This is a genomic window from Mycobacterium lacus (genome assembly GCF_010731535.1).
In the GTDB taxonomy this organism is placed as follows: Bacteria; Actinomycetota; Actinomycetes; order Mycobacteriales; family Mycobacteriaceae; genus Mycobacterium; species Mycobacterium lacus.
The window spans coordinates 3,605,782-3,624,393 of the sequence record NZ_AP022581.1 but is presented as its reverse complement, the minus strand read 5'-3'; the positions used below and the strand labels follow the sequence as shown (position 1 = coordinate 3,624,393).

Annotated in this window: 17 protein-coding genes; 14 read left to right on the top strand and 3 right to left on the bottom strand. The window is 67.2% G+C overall.

From position 1 onward, the window contains the following. Positions 1–46 precede the first annotated feature (46 nt). The 6 genes from eccCa (at position 47) to G6N24_RS16570 (ending at position 7,226) form a co-directional block, all read left to right on the top strand. On the top strand, positions 47–3,745 hold the full coding sequence (gene eccCa, locus G6N24_RS16595) for a type VII secretion protein EccCa (protein ID WP_372514556.1): 3,699 nt from the start codon (positions 47–49) through the stop codon (positions 3,743–3,745). Next, positions 3,742–4,980, top strand: coding sequence for a type VII secretion-associated protein (locus G6N24_RS16590; protein WP_085156446.1), 1,239 nt, complete (start codon positions 3,742–3,744; stop codon positions 4,978–4,980). The genes eccCa and G6N24_RS16590 overlap by 4 nt, the downstream gene beginning before the upstream one ends. Positions 4,981–5,027: 47 nt before the next feature. After that, positions 5,028–5,336 carry a WXG100 family type VII secretion target gene (locus G6N24_RS16585; protein ID WP_372514559.1) on the top strand — a complete coding sequence of 103 codons (309 nt, stop codon included), beginning with the start codon at positions 5,028–5,030 and terminating at the stop codon, positions 5,334–5,336. Between the two features lie 129 nt (positions 5,337–5,465). Continuing rightward, a complete protein-coding gene (locus G6N24_RS23935) occupies positions 5,466–5,909 on the top strand; it encodes a transposase (RefSeq protein WP_179963428.1) in 444 nt (147 codons plus the stop codon). Continuing rightward, a complete protein-coding gene (locus G6N24_RS16575) occupies positions 5,906–6,910 on the top strand; it encodes an IS3 family transposase (RefSeq protein ID WP_163745452.1) in 1,005 nt (334 codons plus the stop codon). Before G6N24_RS23935 ends, G6N24_RS16575 begins: the two co-directional genes overlap by 4 nt. A 52-nt stretch (positions 6,911–6,962) precedes the next feature. Further along, a complete protein-coding gene (locus tag G6N24_RS16570; RefSeq protein WP_085160704.1) occupies positions 6,963–7,226 on the top strand; it encodes a WXG100 family type VII secretion target in 264 nt (87 codons plus the stop codon). A 724-nt stretch (positions 7,227–7,950) separates the two neighbouring features. Here the strand turns inward: G6N24_RS16570 and G6N24_RS16565 are convergent. After that, a complete protein-coding gene (locus tag G6N24_RS16565; protein ID WP_139822412.1) occupies positions 7,951–8,340 on the bottom strand; it encodes a helix-turn-helix domain-containing protein in 390 nt (129 codons plus the stop codon). 319 nt (positions 8,341–8,659) lie between these two features. Here G6N24_RS16565 and G6N24_RS16560 point away from each other — a divergent pair, with 319 nt between their 5' ends. From G6N24_RS16560 to G6N24_RS16535, 6 genes are all read left to right on the top strand, one after another. After that, complete coding sequence (locus G6N24_RS16560) at positions 8,660–9,556, top strand: hypothetical protein (RefSeq protein WP_085160710.1); 897 nt, start codon at positions 8,660–8,662, stop codon at positions 9,554–9,556. Between the two features lie 297 nt (positions 9,557–9,853). Beyond that, entirely contained in the window at positions 9,854–10,297 is a 444-nt protein-coding gene (gene rplM / locus G6N24_RS16555) for a 50S ribosomal protein L13 (protein ID WP_085160712.1), read from the top strand. After that, positions 10,294–10,764 (top strand): 30S ribosomal protein S9, encoded by a 471-nt coding sequence (gene rpsI / locus G6N24_RS16550; protein WP_085160714.1) that lies wholly within the window; start codon positions 10,294–10,296, stop codon positions 10,762–10,764. The genes rplM and rpsI overlap by 4 nt, the downstream gene beginning before the upstream one ends. A gap of 124 nt (positions 10,765–10,888) precedes the next feature. Beyond that, complete coding sequence (gene glmM, locus G6N24_RS16545) at positions 10,889–12,226, top strand: phosphoglucosamine mutase (protein WP_085160716.1); 1,338 nt, start codon at positions 10,889–10,891, stop codon at positions 12,224–12,226. Between the two features lie 47 nt (positions 12,227–12,273). Continuing rightward, complete coding sequence (locus tag G6N24_RS16540; RefSeq protein ID WP_085160717.1) at positions 12,274–12,594, top strand: type VII secretion target; 321 nt, start codon at positions 12,274–12,276, stop codon at positions 12,592–12,594. A 2-nt stretch (positions 12,595–12,596) separates the two neighbouring features. Beyond that, the gene (locus G6N24_RS16535; RefSeq protein ID WP_085160719.1) at positions 12,597–13,952 is read left to right on the top strand and encodes a hypothetical protein; all 1,356 of its coding nucleotides are present in this window, start codon (positions 12,597–12,599) and stop codon (positions 13,950–13,952) included. A 140-nt stretch (positions 13,953–14,092) separates the two neighbouring features. Here the strand turns inward: G6N24_RS16535 and G6N24_RS16530 are convergent, their stop codons facing one another. Continuing rightward, positions 14,093–14,932 (bottom strand): dienelactone hydrolase family protein, encoded by an 840-nt coding sequence (locus G6N24_RS16530; protein WP_085160721.1) that lies wholly within the window; start codon positions 14,930–14,932, stop codon positions 14,093–14,095. Between the two features lie 99 nt (positions 14,933–15,031). Then, positions 15,032–15,250 (bottom strand): Rv1535 family protein, encoded by a 219-nt coding sequence (locus G6N24_RS24840; protein ID WP_085160723.1) that lies wholly within the window; start codon positions 15,248–15,250, stop codon positions 15,032–15,034. Between the two features lie 751 nt (positions 15,251–16,001). Between G6N24_RS24840 and glmS the strand changes: the two genes are divergently transcribed. Together glmS and G6N24_RS16520 are read left to right on the top strand one after the other, a co-directional pair. Continuing rightward, positions 16,002–17,870 carry a glutamine--fructose-6-phosphate transaminase (isomerizing) gene (gene glmS / locus G6N24_RS16525; RefSeq protein ID WP_085160725.1) on the top strand — a complete coding sequence of 623 codons (1,869 nt, stop codon included), beginning with the start codon at positions 16,002–16,004 and terminating at the stop codon, positions 17,868–17,870. Positions 17,871–17,891: 21 nt separating this feature from the next. Beyond that, a complete protein-coding gene (locus tag G6N24_RS16520; protein WP_085160727.1) occupies positions 17,892–18,593 on the top strand; it encodes a rhomboid-like protein in 702 nt (233 codons plus the stop codon). The last annotated feature ends 19 nt before the right edge of the window (positions 18,594–18,612 follow it).

The window sequence follows — 18,612 nt, the reverse complement described above, 5'->3', positions numbered from 1 at the left end:
TGCGGCCGATTCCGTAGCCATTTAGCGTCGCCCAACCGTGGGTAGAGTGACGACTCCGCGGCGGCCGCCGGCGTTGGTGGCCACGGAGATCGTGGTCGCCGCGCCGCCTGAGTTGCCGTCGTTGCCGTCGCCGGGCCCGCTGGTCCGCGTGTTGCCCGTTGTCATGTCCGTCGCGACCCTGGGTGTCATGGCGGCGCTGTTCTTGTCGGGTTCGTCCGTTGCGCGCGGTCCGACCTTCTTGGCGTTCCCGATGATGATGCTGGCTTCGCTGGTGATGACGGCGGTCACCGGAGGCGGCCGCCGGCGTCGGGCCAGGATCGATGCCGACCGGGTCGACTACCTGGCCTACCTGAGTGACCTGCGCAGGTCCGTCGCCGAAACGGCGGCAGCACAACGCTCTTCACTGAACCGGGACTATCCCGACCCCGATACGTTGTGGACGTTGATCGGCGGCCCACGGATGTGGGAACGCCGACGCGCAGACTGCGACTTCTGTCGTGTCCGCGTCGGCATGGGAAGCCAGCCGCTGGCCGCGCGGCTGGTGGTTCCGCAGTCCCGGCCGGTGCGGCGCTCGGATCCGGTGACCGCCGCCGCGCTGCGCCAATTCATCGACGCATACTCGACGATCGCCGATGCGCCTGTCACGATCCCGTTGCGCGAAATGGCGGCGGTGACGATCGACGGCGACGTGCGGGCGGTGCGCGGCCTGCTTCGCGCGGTGGTCTGCCAACTTGCTGTGTTGCACCGGCCGGACGAGTTGATGGTTGTCGGCGCGATCAGCGACCGGAATCGAGCCCACTGGGATTGGCTGAAATGGTTGCCGCACAATCAACATCCCACAGAAAGCGATGCCGCGGGACCCGCCCGCATGGTGTACCCGACCCTGGCGGAGGCCCAAGGTGTGATCGGCGGCGCGGCACCGCCGCATGTCGTGGTGATCGTCGAGGCGGACGAGCGCGCCGAACCAGTACGCGATCCCGCGATCGCTGGCGCGACGATTGTGGAGGTCGGCGCCGGCAACGACGGTGCGGCGCTGACGATTAGGCAGGCGGGCGGAGCTCAAGCATTGCTGCGCCCCGACCGGCTGGGCGCCATCGACGCGCTGACCTGTGCCCGTCGGCTGGCCGCCTTCGGTGTCGGTGCGCCGGGTGGGGACGGCGGCTCGTCCTGGCCTAGCCTGCTCGGCATCGACGAGGTCGAATCGTTCGATCCGATCGCGCTGTGGCGCAGTCAACATCACCGCGAGCGACTCTGTGTTCCCATCGGAACCACGAGCGACGGCACACCGCTACGGCTCGACATCAAGGAGCCAGCCGAAAACGGCATGGGCCCGCACGGGCTGTGCGTCGGCGCCACCGGGTCGGGCAAGTCGGAGCTGCTGCGCACCGTCGCACTGGGCATGATCGCACGGAACTCGCCAGAAGTGGTCAACCTGCTGCTGATCGACTTCAAGGGCGGTGCAACGTTTCTCGATCTTGCGCGGGCGCCGCACGTGGCCGCGGTCGTTACCAACCTTTCCGACGAGGCGCCGCTGGTCGCCCGGATGCGAGACGCGCTGGCCGGTGAGATCCACCGTCGGCAACGGCTGCTCCGCGCGGCGGGCAACCTCGTCAGCGTCGCCGCCTATGAGCAAGCCCGCAGCGCCGGCGCGACAATGGGGGCGCTGCCGACCTTGTTCATCGTCGTCGACGAGTTTTCCGAACTGCTCAGCCAGCATCCCGATTTCGCGGACATGTTCGTGGCGATCGGTCGGCTTGGCCGGTCGCTGGGTATGCATCTGCTGCTGGCCAGTCAGCGGTTGGACGAGGGCAGGCTGCGCGGCTTGGAGGCCCACCTCTCCTATCGGATGTGCTTGAAAACGTTGTCGGCCAGCGAATCGCGCACCGTCCTGGGAACGCTGGACGCCTACGAGATGCCGAATAGGCCCGGAGCGGGATTCCTCCGGTTGGGAGCCGGGGAGCCGATTGGCTTCCAGACCGCCTTCGTCTCCGGACCGCTTCAGGCCCGCGCCGCTGTCCGCACGGCGACGGCGCCATCGGTGCGGGAGTTCAGCACCTACCCCGCCGGGTCGGTCATCACTTCCGGCGGCGAACAGATCGGCGCGGCGCCCACCCGCACCGTCATGCACGCGGTCCTGGACCGGCTCGCCGGACAAGGGCCGCCCGCGCACCCGGTCTGGCTTCCGCCGCTGGGGGCGGCACCCGCGCTGGACACCCTGTTGCGCCAGACCGGAGCGGCGCCGTCGCTGACCGTGCCGATCGGAATCGTCGACCGACCGTTCGAGCAGTGCCGGACACCGCTGGTCGTCGACTTATCCGGAGCCGCAGGCAATGTCGCGATCGTGGGCGCACCGCAATCGGGCAAGTCAACGGCGTTGGCCACGCTGATCACCGCGTTGGCCGCCCGTCATGGCCCGGGTCAGGTGCAGTTCTATTGTCTGGACTTCGGCGGCGGAGCGCTGGCTTCGGTGAACGCGCTTCCCCACGTGGGCACCGTCGCCGGCAGATCCGAGCCACAGCTCGTTCGGCGCATGGTCGCCGAACTTCAGTCATATGTTCGGGCCCGCGAGGCCCACTTCCGTGACCGCGGCATCGATTCCATCGTCCAGTACCGTCAGCTGCGCACGGCCAGCGACTGTTTCGCCGACGTGTTCCTCGTGGTCGACGGCTGGGCGACCCTGCGGCACGAGTTCGAAGGACTGGAGGAGCCGATTACTGCCCTTGCGGTGCAAGGCCTTTCGTTCGGCGTGCACGTGGTGCTGGCGGCGTCGCGCTGGGCGGAGATCAGGCCGTCGCTGAAGGACCAGATCGGCACCCGGATCGAGTTGCGCCTGGGTGAGCCCGCCGATTCCGAACTGGACCGCAAGCAGGCGCAGCGGGTACCCGTCGACAGACCGGGCCGCGGCCTTTCCCACGACGGGTTGCACATGATGATCGCGTTGCCCCGGCTGGACGGGTTCGAGTCGAGCCCGGGTTTCGCGGCCCCCCCGATACCGCTGCTGCCCACCCAGGTCGACCACGGCAGCGTGGTCGATCGCGCCGACGACGAGCTGCGCACGCGCATCCTGCTTGGCCTCGAGGAGCGCCGACTACGGCCGGTCGCAGTCGATCTCGACCATGAGCATCTGCTGATCCTCGGGGACACCGAGTGCGGAAAGACCACCACGTTACGGACCCTGTGCCGGGAGGTCGTCCGAACCAAGACCGCCGCGCAAGCCCGGCTGTTCATCGTCGACTTTCGGCGGACCCTGCTGGGAGTCGTCGAGTCGGAACATCTTGGCGGCTATGCCATGTCGCCGGCGGCATTAGGTGCCGTGCTGCCGGGTGTGCTCGACTTGCTCGCTGCGCGGATGCCCCCGCCACAGGTGAGTCCGGCGCAATTGCGAGCCAGGTCCTGGTGGTCCGGGCCGGACCTCTACGTCGTGGTCGATGACTATGACTTGGTCGCCTTGCCATCGGGCAACCCGTTGTCCGCAATCCTCGAATATCTACCGCACGCAAGAGATCTCGGGCTTCATTTGATCCTCGCACGGCGCAGTGGGGGTGCCGCGCGGGCCTTGTTCGAGCCGCTGCTTGCCGGCCTGCGTGACCACGGATGCATGGGACTGATGATGAGCGGGCGGCCGGACGAGGGTGCCCTGTTCGGGTCCGTCCGCCCGGGAGCGCTGCCGCCGGGCCGGGGCCTCCTGGTGACCCGCGGCGGTGACGAGCAGCTCGTGCAGGTGGCCTGGAGCCCACCTTTATGACCGCACACCGCGCGGTGATCGAGGCGGGTCCGGGCACCGTACGCCGATTGTGTTGTGGCACAGGTGTGGTCGCCGGGCATGAGCTGGCCCAGATGTGTCGGGCCGCGTTGGGCGCGGTAGACGACGCGGTGGCACTGGTGGATGAGCGCCCGGTCGCCGTGGACTCGCTGTGGCGCGCCACGCTGCGATCACTGGACTGTGGGCACCGCGAAGGCATCCTCGTCCTGCATCCGTCGTGGTGGCCCGCATCTCGCGTCGGCGTGGTCACCGCCGCCGCGCAGACCCTGGTCGACCACCCCGATGACATCGTCGCGCGTCCGCGGTCGTGGCTGCTGACGCGGGCATCGCCGGAAACCTCGTCGGACGTGACGGTGGTGGAGATCGCCGATCGGATGGTGATGGTCGTTGGTGCCGAGGCGGCGGCCGTACCCCGACGGACGGGGGCTCACCCGATCGCCGAGGAGGTCGCAGGGGTTATTTCCGGGATGACGCCGGCAGTGACGGCGGTCGTGCTGATCGACGCGCCGAGCACGGTCACCGGGGCCGGGGCACTCGCGGCGTCGATCGCCGACGCGGTGCGCGGTGGTGGAACCAGGGTCCTGGAAGTCGACGACGCTCGGCTGGCGCGGCTGGCCAGGGCGGCGGCCCAGGCGGCCCGGGACGAGCCCGCCCGGCCATCCGTGACGGGATCTGCGGCGCGGTCCCGCGCCGGGAGGCTGGCGTGGCTTGCGGGCGCCGCCGTCGTCCTCGCGGCTCCGGCCGCCGCCGCTTTGGGCCGTCAGGGCGGGGCGCCCGCGCAGATAGCGCCGACGACATTTCTGGTGGAAGGCCGAATGGCGTTGACGGTGCCCGCGAACTGGCCCGTAGAGCGGGTGGTCGCCGGGCCGGGCTCGGCCCGGGTGCAGGTCACCTCGCCGTCCGACCCCGAGGTGGCATTGCATGTCACGCAATCACCGGTCGCGCGTGAAACGCTCGGTGGTACCGCGGAGCGGTTGAAGCGGGCGATCGATGCGGAGCCGGCCGGCGTGTTCGTCGACTTCAATCCCGCGGGCGTAAGCGCAGGGCGACCCGCGGTGACCTACCGCGAAGTGCGCGCCGCACATCAGGTGCGCTGGACGGTGTTGCTCGACGGCGCGGTCCGCATCAGCGTCGGGTGCCAGAGCAGGCCGGGTGGCGAGGACGCCGTTCGGGCGGTGTGTGAGCAGGCCGTGCGGACCGCGCATGCGGTGGGATGAGCACAATCGGATGGAACCGAATGACGGTCGGCGCGGTCGTAGTTGGTATGAGCACGCTGAACACCGACTTTGACCTGATGCGCGCGGTCGCCGCACAGACGGACGCCCGCAACGAGGAGATCCGGGCGTTGCTGCAGGCATTCATCGGCCGCATGAGCAGTGTGCCGCCGTCGGTGTGGGGTGGGCTTGCGGCCGCGCGGTTCAAGGATGTGGTGGAGCGCTGGAACGCCGAGTCGATGAGGCTCTACCACGTCCTGCGCACGATCGCCGAAACCATTCGGCATAACGAGGGCGCGCTGCGGGAGGCCGGCCAGAATCACGCCCGCCGCATAGCCGCGGCCGGCGGAAACCTGTGATCGAAGGGATGAGCCTCGGAGATGAATCCAGACCCCGTGCTGTCGCCCTCTCTGGCAGGGTTAGTTGAGACAGCAGGGTTCGAAAATATCTGACCAGGTATTGAGGGCAAGTAAGGATTGCAACGAACAATGACGGCGACTTTGGCTGAGGTCCGGAAGGGTAGCGCCGATGATGAAGGCGTGGGAACCGATTCGGCCCAGGGTCCGCGGGCGGATCGTCCCCGGCGGCGCAACTTCACCCCGGAGTACAAGGCGGCCATTGTGGCCGAGTACGACGCGTTGACCGAGCCGGGTGCGCGGGGTGCGCTGCTTCGGCGTGAGGGCCTGTACTCATCGCACATCGTGGAGTGGCGCCGAGCGCGCGACGCGGGCGCGTTGGACGGGCTGGCCCGGTCAGGCGGTCGTGGTAAGGACCGCGACCAGGCCGAGATCGAACGGCTACGGAAGCGGGCCGAACGGGCCGAGGCCGAGCTTGAACGCACGAGGGCCGCGTTGGATCTGGTGGGAAAAGCACACGCGCTCTTGGAGACGCTCTCCGAGAGCACGGGCACGCGGCCCGGGTCGAAGAAGTGATCGCACAGTTGCTGCCCGAGGTGGAGCGGCTGACCTCGACCGCGAAGGCGTGCGCGCTGCTGGGCAAGCCGCGCGCGAGCCTGTATCGGCAGCGCAACCGCCCTGCCGGTCCACGCCGCAAACCCGGGCCGAGCGGACCGCCGCCCAATGCGCTCGACGCGGCCGAGCGCACGCAGATCCTTACGGTGTTGTGCCAGCCGCGCTTCGCCGACAAGGCGGTCGCCCAAGTGTGGGCCGAGCTGCTCGACGAGGGCGTCTACCTGTGCTCGCAGTCCACGATGTACCGGATCCTGCGCACGCACAACATGACCCGCGAACGGCGGCGGGTAGCCACACACCCGCCGCGGGTCAAACCCGAGCTGGTCGCCCACCAACCCAACGACGTGTGGTCCTGGGACATCACCAAATTGGCGGGACCGGTGCGCGGCGAGTTCTACCAGCTCTACGTGATGCTGGACATCTTCAGCCGCTACCCCGTCGGCTGGCGCGTCGAGTACCACGAGGACGCCGACATCGCCCAGGACTGGATGGCCGAGCTGACCGCGCTACACGGGCGGCCCGGCGCGATCCACGCCGACCGGGGTTCGGCGATGACGTCGAAGAACGTCGCCCAGCTGCTAATCGACCTCGGCGTGGCGCGCAGCCACTCGCGCCCACGGGTGTCAAACGACAACCCGTTCAGCGAATCCCAGTTCAAAACGCTGAAGTACCGCAACGATTTTCCCGAACGGTTCGACTCGATCGAGCACGCCCGCACCTGGTGCAAAGACTTCTTCGACTACCTGCGCCACGAGCACCGCCATTCCGCGCTCGGCCTGCACACACCGGCGTCGGTGTACTTCGGCACCGCCGCCGACATCCAGGCCAAACGAGCCCGGGTCATGGCCGATGCCTACGCCGCCAACCCCAACCGGTTTAGCAGCCCACCACAGCCCCCGAAACTACCGACCGCGGCATGGATCAACCCACCGACCCCACAACCGAAAATAGTGTCCACATAGTGAGACGCTGTCTCAAACACCTTGACAGCTACCGTCGTACAACTTCGACGCGATCGAATGCTCCGTTCGCCAGGAGATCCACACCACCTCGGCTCGCTTCAACCAAGCGCTGGAGGAGCTGAGGTCACAAATCGCGCCGTTGCAGCAGCTCTGGACCCGAGAGGCGGCGGCCGCATACCAAACCGAGCAGCAGCGGTGGCACCAGGCCGCCACCGCGCTTAACGAGCTACTGGTCGACCTCGGCAATGCGGTCCGCGACGGCGCCGACGACGTGGCCAGCGCCGACCGCCGGGCGGCCGGCATCTGGGCGCGGTAGCCGCGCCGCAACAGGCTCTGTGTGGTCCCGGCGGGGGAGAGCCGTCGGGACCACACAGTGCTTCATGATGGGGCGAGGACCGCCCCGTCTCGCGGTTGGACGGGGTCGTCGTTCTCGATCCCACGGTGCTGTCTAGGGAACCAGACGCAAGTGGCGGCCCATTCCCGGTTCGCGGGGATCCGGCGGTAGCTCGGTCCAGAGCTCTTCGGCTGCAAGTGACGGCTGCTCGTCGTCGTTAAGCCGATCGGTAAACAGCGCGAGCGTCTCCCCCATCCGGGTCGGAGCCGGAGCGATCGAACCACGGAATTCGAGTTAGTGGGCTACAGGCGCGACGTTCTGACAAGCCGAGTAGGCGTCACGGTCACGCGTGTCTGATTGCAACTGCTCCATCGTCAAATTGGCCAACACGCGGTTCGCGGCCGACCGCAGATCCAAGATCACCGACACCGACACATCGCAAGCGATGAGCGCGCGCGGGCTGATCGGAGGCACCGGGGTGTCAGCTATCGGGTCGATCAAGTGCCGGTATGCCTCGACCACGACAGGAATTGGTCGGACGGCCGAGATAAAGAACTGGAAAGCCGCCTTCAGTGCCCCATCGTCCAGTTGCCGATCTACCTGCAAGGGCCTTATCCAGATATTTTGCGGCGACATGGCGTTGCCAGGTGCCTTCCACGCTGATGGTCTTTGCCTGAGCCTGCCTGGCAGGCAGCGAATCCATGCCTCACATGCCTCCCGCGACCCATTTCGCTTCATCGAGAACTCGGTCGAAATCGCCTTCCGTAAGCAGGTCGATCGGGCGACGCATGTCGAGGTTGCGGTTCCGGGAGTGGAACCAGATATCGATGCCCTCCGGCGTGTAGGAATCGCTGAGGAGGTCCACAATCGCGTGGACATCAAGCAGTTTCGCAGCCGATCTGCCGCGGGGAGTGTTATGCCCGCTAGCCCAGTTCTGCACAGAGCGCGGGCCCGCCCCTACCGCTTTGGCCAGCTCCGCCTGCGTGATTCCCGAGCTGGTGACCTTTGCCACCACGCGCATGTACGTCACCGACGCACTGCCATCAGCCCGGTTGGTCCCACGGGATTTTCTTGTCGATGTCCGGATATCAGTCATTTTGCGAGGTTCTCTTCCGCATGATGCCGAGTATGTTTCGCACAAAGCTACCGGTCAAGTTGCGTACTGTATTTCCATCGATGTTACGATAGCGGCACGAAGGAGGTGCGGTTATGGCCGAACTGCTCATCAGGGCGTCCTCTCAAGACCAAGCCCTTCGAACCCCCGATCGACGGGCATCGTTGACCCGCAGACCTACTTTTTCCAGGACTCGCAGCCTCCTGATGATCGTTGGGCCAGGTTGCCTTTCGGCCTGCCGCGGGCACTGATACCAGAAGAATCATCGCGCCCGGCGTTTCTGTCAGACCTCACTCGACGGGTGATCGACTACCAAATCAATCATGGGGCGACTGCCGGCATCCCGCCTTACGTACACGTCGACCTTCCCGGGAGCGAGTGGATCGATGTCCAGGCCGGAATGTGGGAAAACGCACGGGAATACCTTGACCACGAAGATATTGCTCTACCGGTTCTAGCTGTCATGGCCATCGGCTGGCGAATGCTCCTGCCGATCAAGGGAATCCAGGCGCTTGACCCGATGATGCGTGCACTCGCCGGGCTTGCGCCTCGGGAGCTCGCCCTGGCGGCGTCGAAGATCGACGATGGCGCGCACCCCGACGAACGGGCGACCGACCTGATCCGCCTGATCGAACTGCTGAGGCGCGACTACTCGGTCATCCTGTGGCAACAAGGCCGCCTGGGCGAGTTAGGTATCGCGGCCGGCGCCCAGGGGTATGAAACCGGAATTGGTTGGCGTGAACGGTGCGACCTCCCAGCAACGATGTCAGGCCGCCGACGCTCCCAATCGGGTGGAACCGGGTCCGGGCGGCCGGTATTTGTGGCACCGCTGGGCCGAAGTATCGATAAGCGCAGCCTGGCGGCGATTTGCCACCACCGGGACGTGTGGACGCGCCTGATCTGCACGGATACGGATTGCTGTCCCGACGGTGGACGCGCAATCCTCGACAATGCGCGTGTGCACACTGTCGTACAGCGCGCCCGTCGGCTGAGTGAACTAGATCGAATCGAGAGGTCCTTATGGCGGTGGCAGAACCTCGCGGAGGCAGCCGATCGCGGTCTGGAACTCGCAGCGCGAATCAACCGGCTCGCGCGGAACGACAGCTCGATCCTCCGGGTCGATACGCGTGCATTGTCGGCCATCAGTGCTATCAGTCACCTGCGACGACAGGATGCGCGGTCTAGCGGAGTTGCGTAGGGGAATCCCGCTGCGACGCGGAAAATGCGCGGGCGTGTGCCGTAATTAGCAACCGCATGCCTTCATCGTTGCCCGCGGCATCTTCGAAATTGAGACAACGAACTCATCCACGCGGGTGTTCAGATCATCAATTCGTGATTTTGACCTGCGGGGATGCCCGTCGGTAAGCTGCACCGTTGGCGTGCGGTACGCCGGGGCCTCGGGTCAATGCCGGTCGCCGAGACCAACCCCACCGTCCACGCCTGACCGGTACCCGGGTCACACCGGGATCCACTCCGAGAAGAAAAGGTAAGCGCTGTGCCTACATATGCGCCCAAGGCGGGTGACACCACGCGATCGTGGTACGTCATCGACGCCACGGACGTGGTGCTTGGCCGCCTTGCCGTCGCGGCGGCCAACCTGCTGCGCGGCAAGCACAAGCCGACGTTCGCTCCCAATGTCGATGGCGGCGACTTCGTCATCGTCATCAACGCCGGCAAGGTCGCCATCAGCGGCGAGAAACTGCAGCACAAGATGGCTTACCGCCACTCCGGGTATCCCGGCGGCTTGCACAAACGCACCATTGGCGAGCTGATGCAAAAGCACCCCGACCGTGTGGTGGAGAAGGCGATCGTGGGCATGCTGCCGAAGAACAAGCTCAGCCGCCAGATCCAGCGCAAGCTGCGCGTCTACGCCGGCCCGGAGCATCCACACACCGCCCAGCGCCCGGTTCCGTACGAGATCAAGCAGGTGGCGCAATGACCGAAACGCCCGAGGCCGTAGAGGTCCCGCAAGCTCCGGCCGAGACGGCGGCGGCCAAACCCGGCCAATCGTTCGTGTTCGAGCGGCCCATCCAGACCGTCGGCCGCCGCAAGGAAGCCGTCGTGCGGGTGCGCCTGGTGCCGGGCACCGGCAAGTTCGACCTCAACGGCCGCAGCTTGGAGGACTACTTCCCCAACAAGGTGCACCAGCAGCTCATCAAGGCCCCGCTGGTCACGGTGGAGCGGACCGAAAGCTTCGACATCTTTGCTCACCTGGGCGGCGGTGGCCCGTCGGGTCAGGCCGGTGCACTGCGGCTGGGCATCGCGCGGGCGTTGATTCTGGCGTCGCCCGAGGACCGGCCCGCCCTGAAGAAGGCCGGCTTCCTCACCCGTGACCCGCGTGCCACCGAGCGCAAGAAGTACGGCCTGAAGAAGGCCCGCAAGGCGCCGCAGTACAGCAAGCGCTGAGTCACTATCGGGCCGCGAGCGGGCATCTTTGTCTGCCGTTCCCGGCGTGTCGGTGCACAAGCACGCACGCTCGCGGCCAACAGTGGGTATGTGCGGGGCTGTCAACTGTGAAAGGTTTGTCCGTATGGGTCGACTGTTCGGCACCGACGGTGTCCGCGGGGTCGCCAATCGCGAGCTGACCGCCGAGCTGGCGCTGGCGCTGGGCGCCGCCGCCGCGCGGCACTTGGCGAGTCCGGGCGCGCCGGGCCGGCGGGTCGCCGTGATCGGCCGCGATCCCCGGGCCAGCGGCGAGATGCTCGAATCCGCGGTAATCGCCGGGCTGACCAGCGAGGGGGTCGACGCGTTGCGGGTCGGAGTGCTACCGACGCCCGCGGTGGCGTACCTGACCGGCGCCTACGACGCCGACTTCGGGGTGATGATCTCGGCGTCGCACAACCCGATGCCCGACAACGGCATCAAGATCTTCGGGCCCGGCGGGCACAAATTGGCCGACGACACCGAGGATCAGATCGAGGCCCTGGTGGCGGCGGGACCCGGGTTGCGCCCGGTCGGCGTCGGCATCGGCCGCGTCGTCGACGCCGGGGATGCGGCGGACCGCTATCTGCGCCAGGTGAGCAAGGTCGGCACCGTCCGGCTCGACGGTCTGACCGTGGTCGTCGACTGCGCCCATGGTGCCGCGTCGTCGGTGGCACCGCGCGCTTACCGCGCGGCCGGTGCCCGTGTCATCGCCATCAACGCCGACCCCAACGGGCGCAACATCAACGACAACTGCGGATCGACGCACCTGGAATCGCTGCGAGCGGCGGTCATCGCCCACCACGCCGACCTGGGCCTGGCGCACGACGGCGATGCCGACCGGTGCCTGGCCGTCGACGCCAACGGTGAACTCGTCGACGGCGACGCCATCATGGTGGTGCTGGCGCTGGCGATGAAGGAGGCCGGCGAACTGGCCTACGACACGTTGGTGACCACCGTGATGAGCAACCTCGGGCTGCACCTGGCCATGCGCTCAGCCGGCATCGCCGTGCGCACGACCGCCGTCGGCGACCGCTACGTCCTGGAGGAGTTACGGGCCGGCGACTACAGCCTTGGCGGCGAGCAATCCGGCCACATCGTGATGCCGACACTGGGCTCCACCGGCGACGGCATCGTCACCGGGTTGCGATTGATGACGCGCATGGTGCAGACGGGATCCTCACTGGCGGCTCTCGCATCGGTGATGCAGGCGTTGCCGCAGGTGCTGATCAACGTGGAGGTCGCCGACAAGGCCACCGCCGTCGCGGCGCCCTCGGTCCAGGCGGCGGTCGACGAGGCCGCGGCCGAGCTGGGTGACACCGGTCGAATCCTGTTGCGTCCCTCCGGAACCGAGCCGATGATTCGGGTCATGGTGGAGGCCGCCGACGAGTGCATCGCGCAGCGGCTGGCCACGAGTGTCGCGGAGGCCGTGAGCGCCCAGCGCTGACCCGGACATGCTGGAACCCCGGCGCGGTGTCGGGCGTCGGACTAAGCATGAGACCCGATCGTGGAAATGGCTATGACTCAACCGATATCGACGTGGCCGCGGTTCGTGCGGTCGCCGACCGGATCGGCGCGGCCGCCGAACTCATCGACGATGCGGTGGCCAACCATCTGGCACGGCTGGCCTTCGGCGCAGCCAGCGCCGGCCGGGCGCACGCCGCTCCCGGCGACGCGTTGCGCACCGGGCTGACCCGGCTGGCGCAGGAGTTATCGCAGTGGTCGCGGGCGGCCGTCGAGGTCGCGGTCGCGCTGCGCGCCGGCGCCGACCGCTATGCCGATGCCGAGCTGTCTGCCGCGGCGCGGATTGGCTGATCGTGGCCGACCGGTTGGACGTGGCCGAGCGCCTCGCTGAGGGCCGCCCCGCCGTCGAGCACACGCTGCGGTATGTACGGGCTTGCCAATTGCTGGGCTACCAACATCCCGACCTGACGTCGCACCCTGCCCAGATCCGCGACTGGTACGACAGCGAAGACGGCCTCGACCTGCACGCGCTCGACGCCGACTGCGGACGGCTGCGGGCGGTGGCCGACGCGGTCGCCGAGGCGCTGAGAATGCAGCGTGCCCAGGTCACCGAGCTTTCCGCGGCGTGGGCGGGACCGGGAGCCGACGCAGCGGTCCGGTTCCTGCAGCGCCATTGCGATGCCGCAAACGCGCTGGCCAGTGAAGTGCGCGCGGCGGTTCAGCGATGCGAGTCGCTGCGCGACAACCTGTGGCACCTGGTCGACTCAAAGGTCGCGGCGGCCATCGCGATCGACGATCGCACGCTGGCGTTGCGGCCGGCCTGGTTGGCGGCCGCCGATACGGTCACGACCGGGGTGGGGGACCGGGCGACGGCCGAGGAGCTGGTTCACCAGCAGATAAAACCATACGTGGACAACGACATTCGCGACGATTGGCTGACGGCGATGCGTTCCACACGGGCCGGGGTGGCGGCGTCGTACGACGTCGTCACCGACCGGCTGGCCACCGCGCCGCGGGCGTACTTCGAGATCCCCGGCGACCTGGGGCCCGTCCGTCACGCCGTCCGGCCGGCCCCGTCGACGGCTGTGCCGGCGGCGGTCGCACCCGCCGCCGCGTTGCCTGCCCTCCCACCCGATCCGGCGCCGGCCACGGCCCCGGTGCCCGGGCTAACCCCGGCGATCCTCACGCCCCCGGACCCGGGGGCTGCGATGGGCGGCGGCCCAACTCTCCCCACAGGCAGCGGCGGTTTGGGTGATCTTGGGGGCCTCGGCGGGCTTGCCGGTCGAATCGTGCAGGCGATGGGTGGCTTGCTGGGCTCGGCCGCCGCCCAGCTCGCCGACCCCCCCTGGGCCGAAGACATCGCCGACGACGAGGATGCCCCCGAGCCGGAAGAGCCCGAAAAGGCGGAGCAGGCCGAGGAGACCCACCCGGGAGAGCAGGCCACAGAGGAAGGGGAGCCTGCCGAACCACAACCGGGCGAGCAGCTCCACGGCGTCGCAGACAAGACCGCGACACCGGCCGTCGCCGCACCGGCCGTCGAACCGCCGCCCGCGGCCGGACCACGGCCGGCCGTCGAACCACCGCCGGCCGTCGAACCACCGCCCGCGGCCGGACCACCGCCGGCTGTCGGGCCACCACGGCAACCGGCGCCGGCGGGATCGACACCCTGTGAGATCGCCGCGGACGAGCTTCCGAAGGCAGGGCGGTGACGGTAAATCCCAACGCGACCTCGGCGCGTCTAGTATCTCGGCCGCGGCCCGCTCACCCGCTCCCAATCGCAACGTGTTCGACCGCGCCGCGAACAGCCCGACCAGGCCGCACCCCGAATTCGTGCGCCACGGTGAGCGCCTTACTTCAGCAGTGCAACGATCTTCTCTTCGGGGGTGACCGGTGGCGCTCCCAGGTCTATTGGGTCGGTCCTGGGCAACTGCACCTCTGGATCGGCAAATTCGCGGTAGGTCTTGTCTCCGTTGAGCATGTAAAGCAGATACCCGGTCAGCAGCGCGCGCACCGAACGTTGCGTCCTGCGGTGCGGCCCCGCCAGCCCGACCACCTTGGTCAGTCGCCGGCCCTCAACCAGGCCGCCGGCTTGGGCTTTGCTCACGATGCGCAACGTGGCCGTTTCCCAAGCCCGCGAAAGCCCCAGGGCGTTGGACGTCAACGTCTTCGGATCGCCCGGTGCGCTCAGGATCAGACCGGGCACGCTGAGCGTGGCGGCGGGCTGTTCCGCCGGGGGACTGGTCACCGTCGGGAAGATCGCCGCGACTGCCGACGGCTTGGTGGGCATTCCCGCGGCAGCGAACACGGCGGCCGAGCCGCCGAAACCGTGGCCAACCACGCCGAGCTTGGCGGGGTGCACGCTGATCTTTCCCGGCCCGAGGCGCACTCCCGCCACGATATCGAGGGCAACCCCCAGATCAAAGGCAAGGTTCAGCACCGACGGCGCCAGTCCCCGCTGGGTGTCGGGGGCGCTGGCCACGATGCCCCACGACGCCAGATGCTCCAGCAGACCCGAATACCGGGCACTGCCGGTGAGCCAGTCGTGGCCGAAGGAGACGCCGGGAAGGTTCAGTCCGGCCTGCGGGGTGTACACCACGCCGGGCAGGCCGGCAAAGGCCAAATCACCACGCAAAACGTGGTGTGGGCCGCGGCGGCTGAGGGCGGCGACGAGCTTGCTGGTGCGGGCCACCCGTCGACGTTAGCGGTGAACCGGGGGATGGGTCCAGCGCGTGCCGTCCGGAGCTGCCCGTCGTCGCCCCGTCAGGCAGCTCCCGACGTCGGCAGCCTGCTAGGCCATAACCTCGATCGCCCCGACGCGCCAGAGCACCGCGTACACCTGGCGCAGCGGAATGCTCAACAAACGAGCGGCCGCGTCCACCATTGGGTCGCTTGGAGGGTCGAGCGGCTGTTGACGACGCCGCCGGTGCGGCACCTGTTTTCGGCGGGGCGCCAACGTCGGTTCGGGTGCAGACGGGGCAGTCGCCGTATCGTACAGAACAGCAGTCATGATTCACTCCTCGAAGATTGCGCGCGGGCGGGGTCACAAGTCGCCTTTTTCGATGGACCCGCTCCCGGCGTCTGGATTAATGTTTTGTCGAGATTCATCAATCGGGTCATAGCCGCCGCTGAGTTTCGCAACTGGCAGGGCCTAACTATTGGTTAGCTACGTTTGCTATGTATTCCCGGATATTCGTGCCAGCAGAATCCCTTCACATGGCATTCGACGTCGTTATCGAGTAGCTGGACGGTGGCGTTGATGCCTCGTGGACAGCTGATGGCAAGAGCGCAGTTGCGCTGCTGCGAAGCGATCACCTTCCACGGCGAAATCCTTGATCTGTAGCGCTATTCGCCGGTGGCGGTGGCTCCAAGACCGAGCGCGGTGGTGATCAGGCGAGCGTTTACACCGTTGTCCTCTCCGCTGGCTCCGGTGCCGTTTTCCCGCTAGCGGGTCCGCGTATTACGGCGTTCGTCGGTACGCCGATACCGCAGTTCGTATCACTTCTCGGTGGTTGCCAGCTCTAGCCGACATTGCTGATTCTAAGCGCACACCGATGCTGGAAATATGAAGAAAAAGAAAACGTCACAAACATTTCAGATGAATTAGTTACCGTCGATTAGGAGGTTCGTATGAATTGAAAAGAATCCATACCACCTCACCCGCCGGCTGTGCTTGGCTGATGGGGGGTGTCCGGTGTCGGGCCGGGGCAGGTCGCATGAGCCGGCTGCACCACCCCACGGCTGCACTACCCTGGTCTGCTATGTGCGGAATTGTCGGCTACGTCGGTCAGCGCCCTGCCTGCGACGTCGTCATGGACGCACTGCGCCGGATGGAGTACCGCGGATACGACTCCTCCGGCATCGCGTTGGTCGATGGTGACGGCAACCTCACCGTGCGCCGTCGGGCCGGCCGGCTGGCCAACCTGGAGGAGGCGATGGCCGAAATGCCACCGGCCGCACTGGCCGGCAGCACTGGCCTGGGCCACACCCGCTGGGCCACCCATGGCCGCCCTACCGACCGCAACGCGCACCCGCACCGCGACGCCGTCCGCAAGATCGCCGTCGTCCACAACGGCATCATCGAGAACTTCGCCACGCTGCGCCACGAGCTGGAGACGACCGGCGTGGAGTTTGCCAGCGACACCGACACCGAGGTCGCGGTGCACTTGGTGGCGCAGGCATATCGCCACGGAGCGACGGCGGGCGACTTCGCTGGCTCCGTGCTATCCGTGCTGCGCCGACTGGAGGGCCACTTCACACTGGTGTTCGCCAACGCCGACGAGCCCGGCACCATCGTCGCCGCCCGCCGCTCCACCCCGCTGGTGCTGGGCATCGGCGACGGCGAGATGTTCGTCGGCTCCGACGTGGCCGCGTTCATCGAACACACCCGCGACGCGGTCGAGCTCGGCCAGGACCAGGCGGTCGTGATCACCGCGGACGGCTACCGGATCAGCGACTTCGACGGCAACGACGACGCCGCGAGTGCCCGCCATTTTCACATCGACTGGGACCTGGCCGCCGCCGAAAAGGGCGGCTACGAGTACTTCATGCTCAAGGAGATCGCCGAGCAGCCCACCGCGGTGGCCGACACGCTGCTCGGGCACTTCGTCGGCGGGCGCATCGTGCTCGACGAACAACGGCTCTCCGACCAGGAACTGCGCGAGATCGACAAGGTGTTCGTCGTCGCCTGCGGTACCGCGTATCACTCCGGGCTGCTGGCCAAATACGCGATCGAGCACTGGACACGATTGCCGGTGGAGGTAGAACTGGCGAGCGAGTTTCGTTATCGCGACCCGGTGCTGGACCGCAGCACGCTGGTGGTGGCCATCTCGCAGTCCGGTGAAACCGCCGACACCCTGGAAGCGGTCCGGCACGCCAAGGAGCAGAAGGCCAAGGTGCTGGCGATCTGCAACACCAACGGCTCCCAGATCCCGCGTGAGTGCGACGCGGTGCTCTACACCCGCGCCGGCCCAGAGATCGGCGTGGCCTCGACGAAGACCTTCCTGGCGCAAATCGCCGCCAACTACCTGCTCGGCCTGGCGTTGGCGCAGGCCCGCGGCACCAAGTACCCCGACGAGGTCCAGCGCGAGTATCGCGAACTGGCAGCGATGCCGGACCTGGTGGCCCGGGTGATCGCGTCGATCGGTCCGGTCGCCGACCTGGCCTACCGGTTCGCCGAGTCGTCGACGGTGCTGTTCCTGGGCCGTCACGTCGGCTATCCGGTGGCGCTGGAAGGCGCGCTGAAACTCAAGGAATTGGCCTACATGCACGCCGAGGGCTTCGCGGCCGGCGAGCTCAAGCATGGCCCCATCGCGCTGATCGAGGACGACCTGCCGGTCATCGTCGTCATGCCCTCGCCCAAGGGGTCGGCCACGTTGCACGCGAAGCTGCTGTCCAACATCCGCGAGATCCAGACGCGCGGCGCGGTGACCATCGTGATCGCCGAAGAGGGTGACGACACCGTGCGTCCCTACGCCGATCACTTGATCGAAATCCCTGCGGTGTCAACACTTTTGCAGCCGCTGCTGTCGACGATCCCGCTGCAGGTATTCGCGGCTTCGGTGGCGCAGGCCCGCGGTTACGATGTCGACAAGCCGCGAAATCTGGCCAAGTCCGTCACCGTGGAGTAAGCGCTGCATACGCTTAAGGCCGTGGCACATGCATCGGTGGGGCTGCGGCTGCGAAGCTGGGCGCTCGCGGTGTGGCATTTCGTCAGCGGGGCGCCGTTCACCTACACCTGGCTGGTCGTGTTGGCGATCACGACCATCGTCCAGAACACGCTCACGGGCCGGCAGTTGCATGTGGTGCTGCTGCACCGGTCCACCAACATCCACGAGTTGGCGACGGACCCGCTCGGGGTGCTGTTCTCCAGCCTGCTGTGGATCGATGGCAAGAACCTGGAACCCTACCTGCTGCTGTTCACCCTGTTTCTCGCCCCGGCCGAGCACTGGCTGGGCCATCTGCGTTGGCTCGCTGTGGGATTGAGCGCCCACGTTCTGGCTACGTATGTCAGCGAAGGTCTGCTCTACCTGGCGATTGAAAACCACGACGCGTCGGAAAGGTTTGTGCGCGCTCACGATATCGGGGTGAGCTACTTTCTCGTCGGCATCATGGGCGTTCTGACCTATCACATCGCGAAGCCATGGCGCTGGGGCTATCTTGCGGTGCTGTTCCTCATCTTTGGTTTTCCGCTGATCACCATGGACCGCATCGAACTCAGCTTCACCGCGATCGGCCATTTTGCCGCGCTCGTGATCGGTCTGGCCTTCTATCGGATGGCCCTAGAGCGCGGCGGGGCACCGGTGAATCCGGCGAAGCTGAAGGCACGCTTCCGTCGCACCGGCGCCAGGTAATCGACCCGAGTGCGCCGGT

Coding starts and splice junctions, on each gene's coding strand:
- G6N24_RS23935 (WP_179963428.1), top strand. CDS start 5,466: ATGACGGCGACTTTGGCTGAGGTCCGGAAGGGTAGCGCCGATGATGAA.
- G6N24_RS24840 (WP_085160723.1), bottom strand. CDS start 15,250: ATGACTGCTGTTCTGTACGATACGGCGACTGCCCCGTCTGCACCCGAA.
- glmM (WP_085160716.1), top strand. CDS start 10,889: ATGGGTCGACTGTTCGGCACCGACGGTGTCCGCGGGGTCGCCAATCGC.
- glmS (WP_085160725.1), top strand. CDS start 16,002: ATGTGCGGAATTGTCGGCTACGTCGGTCAGCGCCCTGCCTGCGACGTC.
- G6N24_RS16585 (WP_372514559.1), top strand. CDS start 5,028: ATGAGCACGCTGAACACCGACTTTGACCTGATGCGCGCGGTCGCCGCA.
- G6N24_RS16540 (WP_085160717.1), top strand. CDS start 12,274: ATGAGACCCGATCGTGGAAATGGCTATGACTCAACCGATATCGACGTG.
- G6N24_RS16590 (WP_085156446.1), top strand. CDS start 3,742: ATGACCGCACACCGCGCGGTGATCGAGGCGGGTCCGGGCACCGTACGC.
- G6N24_RS16565 (WP_139822412.1), bottom strand. CDS start 8,340: ATGACTGATATCCGGACATCGACAAGAAAATCCCGTGGGACCAACCGG.
- rpsI (WP_085160714.1), top strand. CDS start 10,294: ATGACCGAAACGCCCGAGGCCGTAGAGGTCCCGCAAGCTCCGGCCGAG.